The organism is Rodentibacter pneumotropicus DSM 21403 (assembly GCF_000379905.1).
Taxonomy (GTDB): Bacteria; Pseudomonadota; Gammaproteobacteria; order Enterobacterales; family Pasteurellaceae; genus Rodentibacter; species Rodentibacter pneumotropicus.
This window is the reverse complement of record NZ_KB904044.1, coordinates 65313-74403: the sequence shown is the minus strand read 5'-3', so window position 1 is coordinate 74403 and position 9091 is coordinate 65313. Positions and strand designations below refer to the sequence as shown.

Sequence of the window (9091 nt, the reverse complement as noted above, 5' to 3'; positions counted from 1 at the left end):
AATCAAACAAATAAATAAAGTAATCAGCTTGTGACCGAGAGAACAAAGAACTAAAAGAAAAGACAAATTAGACGTTATTGAAGAATTATCTTGGCGGCGAGAGTGCAGTGGACCCACCTGAATCCATCCCGAACTCAGAAGTGAAACGCTGTAATGCCGATGGTAGTGTGGGGTTTCCCCATGTGAGAGTAGGGCACCGCCAGGTTTTATTATTAAGGAATCCCCTGAATCGAGAGATTTGGGGGATTTTGCTTTTGGCTAAGAGTTTTAAATAAAGGGATAAAATCCCTTGTAAGCACAGATTGGTAGGAATTATTTGGGGGAATAATCTCGTGCACCAAAAATTGCCGTACCAATTCTAACCATCGTTGAACCACATTTTATAGCGCTTGGCATATCATCTGTCATTCCCATTGAAAGCGTGTCAATTTGTTGGTTTGGAAAAGCTTGTTTAAGTTGCTCGAATAACTCTGCCATTTGCTTGAAACTCTTCTCTTGTTCGCTACTATTTTCTGTTGGGGCAGGAATCGCCATTAAACCGCGTAAACGTAGGTTTGGGAGATTCTCGATCTGTTTTGCTAGGTCGAACAGTGTTTCGGGCCGAATGCCGGATTTACTTTCTTCATCACTGATATTAATTTGAATCAATACATTTAGCGGGGCTTTATTTGTTGAACGTTGCTCATTTAGTCGTTCAGCAATTTTCACTCGATCAAGAGTGTGTATCCAATCGAAATACTCAGAGACCAAGCGACTTTTATTGGATTGTAAAGGCCCAATAAAATGCCACTCAAGTTTGATTTTTTGTTGGTCAAAATATTTAATTTTTTCTACGCCTTCTTGCGCATAATTTTCTCCAAAGGCGGTCTGTCCCGCTTGATAGGCCTCCAGAATATCGGAAACCGGTTTAGTTTTCGAAACCGCCAGTAGTTTTACCGCATTTAAAGGGCGATGAGTTTGTTCACATACCGTGTGAATACTTTGCTGAATGTATCGTAAGTTATGTTGAATATTCATTGGATTCTCCTTATTTAAAGAGCGGTTAGTTTACACGAAATTTAATGACTTGAAAAAATTTCAGCTAAATTGTTATTTTATGTTTGACAACTTCATGAAATTTCGGTATTTCTTAGCGCATTCATTTTGCAAGATAAAACATAATGAAAATTAACCGCACTTTTTCCGTTACCATTATTACGATGACCATTACGATGTTTAATGGGGCGGGTTAATGCACGAAAAACAGAATATTGGAAACCCGCAATTCAATTGAAATGCGGGTTTTTTATTAGTTTAAAGTTAAAATATTTCTAGGAGAATCAATTATGCGCGTACTTAAATTTGGCGGCACTTCCCTTGCGAATCCGGAGCGTTTTTCCCAAGCCGCAAAACTTATTGAACAGGCTCATTTAGCTGAACAGGCAGCAGGTGTATTATCCGCTCCTGCCAAAATTACTAATCACCTTGTTGCCCTTTCCGAAAAAGCAACTTTAAATCAACCCATCGATACGCATTTAAATGAATCCCTTGAAATTTTCTATAATATTATTAATGGGTTGTATGCTGAAAATAATCAATTTGATTTAGATGGTACGAAAGCCCTAATTGAGGCTGAATTTACTCAAATTAAAGGATTATTAGAAGCAATTCGTCAAGCGGGTAAGGTGGAAGATGCAGTGAAAGCGACCATTGATTGCTGTGGCGAAAAGCTCTCCATCGCTATAATGAAAGCCTGGTTTGAAGCTCGTGGCTATAACGTTCATATTATCGATCCAGTCAAACAATTATTAGCAAGAGGAAGTTATTTAGAATCTTCCGTTGAAATTACAGAATCGACCAAGCGTGTGAATGCGGCAAGCATTGAAAAAGATAAAGTCGTATTAATGGCAGGTTTCACCGCAGGTAACGAAAAAGGCGAACTGGTGCTTTTGGGACGTAATGGTTCTGATTATTCTGCAGCCTGTTTAGCGGCCTGTTTGGACGCAAGTGTCTGTGAAATTTGGACAGATGTAGATGGTGTTTATACTTGTGATCCCCGTTTGGTGCCGGATGCCCGTTTGCTACCAACCCTATCTTACCGCGAAGCAATGGAGCTTTCTTATTTTGGTGCAAAAGTGATTCATCCAAGAACTATTGGCCCGTTGTTGCCGAAAAATATCCCTTGTGTCATTAAGAATACGGGTAATCCGTCCGCACCGGGATCGGTTATTGATGGTAATGTGAAATCTGAAGGTTTGCAGGTAAAAGGCATCACTAATTTGGATAATTTGGCAATGTTTAATATTTCCGGACCGGGAATGCAAGGAATGGTTGGTATGGCATCCCGTGTATTTTCAGCAATGTCGAATGCGGGTATCTCGGTGATTTTAATTACGCAATCTTCATCTGAATACAGCATTAGTTTTTGTGTACCGGTAAAATCGTCTGAATCGGCAAAAACTGTGCTTGAAAATGAATTTGCCGATGAACTTCGTGCGAATCAGTTAGAACCGATTGAAGTGATTAAAGATATGTCGATCATTTCAGTTGTAGGGGATGGAATGAAGCAAGCCAAAGGTATTGCTGCCCGTTTCTTCTCTGCTTTAGCCCAAGCGAATATTAGCATAGTGGCGATTGCACAAGGCTCCAGCGAGCGTTCTATTTCTGCAGTTGTGCCGCAAAATAAAGCGATTGAAGCCGTGAAGGCTACCCACCAAGCACTTTTTAACAATAAAAAAGTGGTGGATATGTTTTTAGTCGGTGTAGGCGGTGTTGGTAGCGAATTGATTGAACAGATAAAACGCCAAAAGGAATATTTGGCAAAGAAGGACATTGAAATTCGTGTTTGTGCCATTGCAAACTCTAATAAAATGATGCTTAATAAAAATGGCTTAGATTTGGATAATTGGAAAACCGATCTTGAAAATGCAACACAGCCTTCAGATTTTGGTGTATTACTTTCTTTCATTAAATTACATCACGTAGTCAATCCGGTGTTCGTAGATTGCACCTCAGCAGAATCTGTGGCAGGGCTTTATGCTCAAGCTTTGAGAGAAGGTTTCCATGTCGTGACACCAAACAAAAAAGCGAATACGCGTGAATTGGAGTACTACCATGAGTTACGTAAAAACGCTCAAGCAGGTCAACATAAATTTCTGTATGAGACGAATGTGGGGGCTGGTTTACCGGTAATTGAAAACTTGCAAAATCTATTAGCCGCGGGTGATGAATTAGAGCACTTTGAAGGGATTTTGTCCGGTTCGCTTTCCTTCATTTTCGGTAAATTGGAAGAAGGCATTTCTTTGTCAAAAGTGACCGCACTTGCCCGTGAAAAAGGTTTTACGGAGCCTGATCCGCGTGATGATTTGTCTGGGCAAGATGTGGCTCGTAAACTTTTAATCTTAGCCCGTGAAGCAGGATTAGCGTTAGAGCTTTCCGATGTAGAAGTGGAAGGTGTCTTACCGAAAGGTTTTTCCGAGGGGAAATCTACCGACGAATTTATGGCAATGCTGCCACAGCTTGACGATGATTTTAATGCTCGTGTAGAGGCAGCAAAATCAGAAGGCAAAGTATTACGTTATGTGGGGCAAATCGGTGAAGGAAAATGTAAAGTTTCGATTGTAGCGGTAGATCAAAACAATCCTCTTTACAAAGTAAAAGACGGTGAAAATGCCCTTGCTTTCTATACACGCTACTATCAACCGATTCCGTTATTGTTACGTGGTTATGGAGCAGGTAATGCCGTTACTGCAGCGGGTATTTTTGCCGATATTTTAAGAACATTACAACATTAATAGGAGTACCGATGTTAAGAATTTATGCCCCGGCATCTAGCGCAAATATTAGTGTGGGCTTTGATACTTTGGGAGCCGCAATTTCCCCTATTGATGGTTCATTATTAGGTGATGTTGTTCAAATTGAGGACATCCCAAGCGGTTTTGAATTGGAAAGTGCGGGCTATTTTGTCCGTAAATTACCGAAAGAACCGCAAAAAAATATTGTCTATCAAGCCTATGTATTATTTAGCGAACGTTTGAAATTACGTGGAGTTCAAGTGAAATCACTGCGTTTAACGCTCGAAAAAAATATGCCTATTGGTTCGGGGTTAGGGTCGAGCGCTTGCTCAATTGTCGCCGCATTAGTGGCATTAAATCAGTTTCATAATGAACCCTTTTCTAAAATGGAATTACTTGAAATGATGGGAGAATTGGAAGGGCGAATTTCTGGCTCTATTCACTATGATAATGTTGCGCCTTGTTATCTTGGTGGCGTACAGTTTATGGTACAGTCGCTTGGTAATATTTGCCAAAAACTGCCGTTTTTCGATCACTGGTATTGGGTGCTGGCTTATCCGGGAATTGAGGTTTCTACTGCTGAAGCTCGTGCGATTCTACCGAAAAGTTATACCCGACAAGATGTGATCGCCCATGGTCGGCATTTAGGCGGTTTTGTTCACGCTTGTCATACTCAACAAGACAATCTCGCAGCAATTATGATGAAAGATGTCGTCGCCGAACCTTATCGTGAATCATTATTACCTAATTTTGCGGAGGTGAAACAAGCTACACGTGATTTAGGAGCGTTAGCAACGGGAATTTCAGGATCAGGACCAACCATTTTTTCTATTGCACCGGATCTTCAAACCGCTACTAAATTATCTACTTATTTGGAAAATCACTATTTACAAAATAACGAAGGTTTTGTGCATATTTGCAAAGTGGATAATCAGGGAGTAAGAAATTTATCCTAGTGCGGGAGAGCAGTTAGGCGCAATTTCAAAACGAGATAATTTTTAATCTATTTTATTTATCATTTATAAACGGTTTAACAATGAATTTATACAACATCAAACACCCGGAAGAACAAGTTAATTTTGCCCAAGCCGTGCGTCAAGGACTTGGGAAAGATCAAGGTTTATTTTTTCCGGAAACCATTCCAACATTAAACAATATCAATGAATTATTGGATTTGCCGTTGGTTGAACGCAGCCAAAAAATTCTTTCCGCTTTAATTGGTGAAGAATTGCCCGCAGACAAGCTAAATACCATGGTAAAAAATGCTTTTACTTTTCCTGCACCTTTAGAAAAAGTCGAAGAGAATATTTATGCCCTTGAGCTTTTCCACGGACCAACCTTAGCGTTCAAAGACTTTGGCGGACGTTTTATGGCTCAAGCGCTTGCTAATGTGCGTGGCGATGGCAAAATTACGATTTTAACTGCAACATCGGGGGATACCGGAGCGGCAGTGGCTCACGCCTTTTATGGCTTAGAAAATATTAATGTGGTGATTTTATACCCGAAAGGCAAAATTAGCCCGTTACAAGAAAAACTATTCTGTACCCTTGGGGGCAATATTCGCACTGTTGCCATTAATGGTGATTTTGATGCTTGCCAAGCATTGGTTAAACAAGCCTTTGACGATGCAGAATTACGTGAGGAAATTGGATTAAACTCTGCCAATTCCATTAATATCAGCCGTTTACTAGCACAAATTTGTTACTATTTTGAGGCGGTTGCCCAATTACCAAAAGAAAAACGTGATAATGTGGTGGTTTCCGTGCCAAGCGGGAATTTCGGTAATTTAACGGCAGGATTAATTGCGAAAACTTTAGGTTTACCAATTAAGCGTTTTATCGCTTCTACTAATGCCAACGACACCGTACCGCGTTATTTACAATCCGGCAAATGGGAACCAAAATCGACTGTGGCGACACTTTCTAATGCGATGGATGTTAGTCGCCCGAATAACTGGCCACGCGTGGAAGAATTATTTAAGCGTAATGGTTGGAATTTATCGGATTTAGGTTCGGCCATGCTGACTGATGTACAGACGGAAGAAACCTTAAAAGCATTGCATTCAGAGGGGTATATTTGTGAACCACACGGTGCGATAGCTTATCAAGTGTTAAAAGATCAACTAGACGCCGATGAAACGGGTATTTTCCTTTGCACGGCGCATCCGGCTAAATTTAAAGAGTCCGTTGAGAGAATTTTGAGCCTTGAATTACCTCTACCTGAAGCATTAGATAAGCACAATAAGTTACCGCTACTTTCCGATGAAATGGAAAATGACTTTGCACAACTACGTGCTTATTTACTGAAATAACAAAGAAGTGCGGTTAATATGACCGCACTTTCACATTTTAATTGTTCTATGACAACCTTAATCTCTTACGCTAATATTCAACAGTCTTTCCCTTTTTATGAGATCCCGCCTGAACTTGTGCCGGAAAGTTTGCTTACCTTTCAATCTGAAAATTCCCGAGTGCGACAACGCCAACAATGTCAAAAATTAGCACATTTTCTACTCTGGCAACTATTAAAAATAACAGGAAAAAATACCGCACTTTTAGGAGGAATTGAGCGCACAGAAAGCGGGCGACCTTATTTTCCCAATGATCCAATTGATTTTAATATTAGCCATTCGGGGGATTGGGTTGCCGTAATTTTGGAGGATAACGGGGAAAAGAAAAGTGCGGTCGGCATTGACATTGAATTTCCAAAACAGCGTCATTTTCTTGGATTAATGCAGCATTTTGCACCAAAAGATGAAGTCGTATGGTTTAGCCAACAATTGGATACTGAAGAGGCATTTTACCGGAGTTGGTGCTTGCGTGAAGCCATATTAAAATCACAAGGCGTAGGCATTGTGAAATTGTCAGAAGTGCGTCATTTACCCTACAAGTTAAAAATTTTTTCGGATTATTGCCCACCAGGTGGACTTTTTTTTACTAATGAGCTCCCTTTTTATTTGGCGGCTTTTACAAATCAACCTCAAAATCAACCGCACTTTTTACAATGGGATGGGAAAAAACTTGAGCAAAAAATACTCGATCAGCTTATTCATTATGACGTAAATTAAATATAGAACTACCTGAATAATCACAGGAAATTTTATTCCGGAAATGCCTTGTATTTTGATAGACGAGTCCCCATTATTCCAATAAACTCGTGAAAATTTTTTGACTAATGGAGAATCAAACGACATGTCACAGAATTCAGGACAGGATCCTTGGGGCAAGCCGGGGCAGAGCAATGAGCAAAAGCCTGAAAACTCATCGAATAACGGATGGGATTCAAATCAAAACCGTGGAAATCAAGAGCAGTCTCCACCGGACATTGAAGAAATGTTTAATAATTTGCTGAAAAAACTTGGTGGTGGAGGTAAAAAGGGCGGTCAAAATAATGGCAGTTCTAACAATACGCCTTCAACTCCACTTAACTGGGGTAAAGCATTGCCGATTGCCGCTGCTTTAGGCGCGATTGTTTGGGGGGCTAGCGGTTTCTATACCATTAAAGAAGCCGAGCGTGGCGTGGTGCTACGTTTTGGCGAATTGCATTCCATTGTTCAACCCGGTTTAAACTGGAAACCGACTTTTGTGGATAAGGTCTTGCCGGTCAATGTGGAACAAGTGAAAGAATTGAAAACCCAAGGTGCGATGTTAACTCAAGATGAGAACATGGTAAAAGTGGAAATGACCGTGCAATATCGTGTTCAAGATCCGGCGAAATATCGTTTTAGCGTAACCAATGCTGACGATAGCTTAAATCAAGCAACGGATAGTGCGTTACGCTATGTGATCGGTCATATGACAATGAATGATATTCTTACAACCGGTCGTGCGGTAGTGCGTGAAAATACGTGGAAAACCTTGAATGAAATCATCAAACCTTATGATATGGGACTTGACGTCATTGATGTGAACTTCCAATCGGCGCGTCCGCCGGAAGAGGTCAAAGATGCGTTCGATGATGCGATTAAGGCACAAGAGGATGAGCAACGTTTTATTCGTGAAGCGGAAGCCTATGCCCGTGAAAGAGAACCAATTGCGCGTGGTGACGCACAGCGTATTTTGGAAGAAGCAACGGCTTATAAGGATCGTATAGTCCTAGATGCCAAAGGGGAAGTAGAGCGTCTGCAACGCTTATTGCCGGAATTTAAAGCTGCGCCTAATTTATTACGTGAGCGTTTATATATTCAAACGATGGAAAAAGTGATGGCTAATACACCGAAAATTATGTTGGATGGAAATAACGGCAATAATTTAACGGTGTTACCTCTTGAACAAATTATGGGAAAGAGAAGTGAATCAAAAGTACAAAGTGCGGTTGATTCTACACCGGTTTTAACACAACCGGAAAATCAATCAAGTCATCCTAAAAACAATACTGTTGAACCGATTCGCCAAGGGAGATTCAATTAATGCGTAAATTTTTATTACCCGTTATTTTAGTCATTGCTGCGGTGATTTATTCAAGTGTTATTGTTGTCGCCGAAGGTACGAGAGGCATTATGTTGCGTTTTAATAAAGTGCAGCGTGATGCGGATAATAAAGTTGTTGTGTATGAGCCGGGGTTACATTTTAAAGTACCTCTTATCGATAGCATTAAGGTACTGGATGCACGTATTCGCACTTTAGACGGTTCTGCGACACGCTTTGTAACCGTAGAGAAAAAAGATTTACTGGTAGATTCCTACGTGAAATGGAAAATCAGTGATTTTGGTCGTTTTTATACTTCAACCGGCGGTGGAGATTACAGCCAAGCTGCAAGTTTATTGAGTCGCAAAGTGAATGATCGCCTGCGTTCGGAAATTGGTTCACGTACCATTAAAGATATTGTTTCTGGCACTCGAGGCGAATTAATGGAAGGCGCGAAAAAAGCGCTGAATTCGGGGCAGGATAGTACCGCAGAACTTGGGATTGAAGTGGTCGATGTGCGTGTAAAACAGATTAACTTACCGGATGAAGTTTCTTCTTCAATTTACCAACGTATGCGTGCAGAACGTGATGCAGTCGCACGGGAACATCGTTCACAAGGTAAAGAAAAAGCAGCTTTCATTCAAGCGGATGTAGATCGTAAAGTAACGTTGATTTTGGCAAATGCCAATAAAACAGCACAAGAGTTACGTGGTTCGGGAGATGCGACAGCGGCAAAACTTTATTCTGAGGCATTTTCACAAGAACCACAATTCTTTAGTTTTGTGCGTAGCTTAAAAGCTTATGAAGAGAGCTTTGCAAATTCGGATAATATGATGATTTTAAAGCCGGATAGTGATTTTTTCCGTTTCATGCAAACACCGAATAAATAGTTGAAATAGCATAAAAAGTGCG

7 protein-coding genes and 1 rRNA gene are annotated in these 9091 nt (G+C 40.6%); 7 read left to right on the top strand and 1 reads right to left on the bottom strand.

What is annotated here, in order from left to right; all coding sequences use genetic code 11:
• Positions 1 to 89: 89 nt before the first annotated feature.
• A 5S ribosomal RNA gene (gene rrf / locus A3GE_RS0103900) occupies positions 90 to 205 on the top strand.
• A 107-nt stretch (positions 206 to 312) separates the two neighbouring features.
• Here the strand turns inward: rrf and A3GE_RS0103895 are convergent.
• The gene (locus tag A3GE_RS0103895) at positions 313 to 1017 is read right to left on the bottom strand and encodes a YggS family pyridoxal phosphate-dependent enzyme (RefSeq protein ID WP_018355965.1); all 705 of its coding nucleotides are present in this window, start codon (positions 1015 to 1017) and stop codon (positions 313 to 315) included.
• Between the two features lie 308 nt (positions 1018 to 1325).
• On the opposite strand from A3GE_RS0103895, the gene thrA reads away from it, so the two are divergent.
• The 6 genes from thrA to hflC all read left to right on the top strand — a co-directional run bounded on the left by thrA (position 1326) and on the right by hflC (position 9069).
• Positions 1326 to 3773: a bifunctional aspartate kinase/homoserine dehydrogenase I gene (gene thrA / locus A3GE_RS0103890; protein WP_018355964.1), complete on the top strand. Its 2448-nt coding sequence runs from the start codon at positions 1326 to 1328 to the stop codon at positions 3771 to 3773.
• An 11-nt stretch (positions 3774 to 3784) separates the two neighbouring features.
• Positions 3785 to 4729 (top strand): homoserine kinase, encoded by a 945-nt coding sequence (thrB, locus tag A3GE_RS0103885; RefSeq protein WP_018355963.1) that lies wholly within the window; start codon positions 3785 to 3787, stop codon positions 4727 to 4729.
• A gap of 80 nt (positions 4730 to 4809) precedes the next feature.
• Complete coding sequence (gene thrC, locus A3GE_RS0103880) at positions 4810 to 6084, top strand: threonine synthase (RefSeq protein WP_018355962.1); 1275 nt, start codon at positions 4810 to 4812, stop codon at positions 6082 to 6084.
• Positions 6085 to 6132: 48 nt separating this feature from the next.
• Positions 6133 to 6840, top strand: a complete 708-nt coding sequence (locus A3GE_RS0103875) for a 4'-phosphopantetheinyl transferase family protein (RefSeq protein ID WP_026215376.1) — start codon at positions 6133 to 6135, stop codon at positions 6838 to 6840.
• 124 nt (positions 6841 to 6964) lie between these two features.
• Complete coding sequence (gene hflK / locus A3GE_RS0103870; protein WP_018355960.1) at positions 6965 to 8182, top strand: FtsH protease activity modulator HflK; 1218 nt, start codon at positions 6965 to 6967, stop codon at positions 8180 to 8182.
• On the top strand, positions 8182 to 9069 hold the full coding sequence (hflC, locus tag A3GE_RS0103865) for a protease modulator HflC (protein ID WP_018355959.1): 888 nt from the start codon (positions 8182 to 8184) through the stop codon (positions 9067 to 9069). Before hflK ends, hflC begins: the two co-directional genes overlap by 1 nt.
• Positions 9070 to 9091 lie beyond the last annotated feature (22 nt).

Bases quoted from the DNA above. Each gene is read 5' to 3' on its own strand.
- thrC (WP_018355962.1), top strand. From the start codon at position 4,810: ATGAATTTATACAACATCAAACACCCGGAAGAACAAGTTAATTTTGCC.
- A3GE_RS0103895 (WP_018355965.1), bottom strand. From the start codon at position 1,017: ATGAATATTCAACATAACTTACGATACATTCAGCAAAGTATTCACACG.
- A3GE_RS0103875 (WP_026215376.1), top strand. From the start codon at position 6,133: ATGACAACCTTAATCTCTTACGCTAATATTCAACAGTCTTTCCCTTTT.
- hflC (WP_018355959.1), top strand. From the start codon at position 8,182: ATGCGTAAATTTTTATTACCCGTTATTTTAGTCATTGCTGCGGTGATT.
- thrA (WP_018355964.1), top strand. From the start codon at position 1,326: ATGCGCGTACTTAAATTTGGCGGCACTTCCCTTGCGAATCCGGAGCGT.
- thrB (WP_018355963.1), top strand. From the start codon at position 3,785: ATGTTAAGAATTTATGCCCCGGCATCTAGCGCAAATATTAGTGTGGGC.
- hflK (WP_018355960.1), top strand. From the start codon at position 6,965: ATGTCACAGAATTCAGGACAGGATCCTTGGGGCAAGCCGGGGCAGAGC.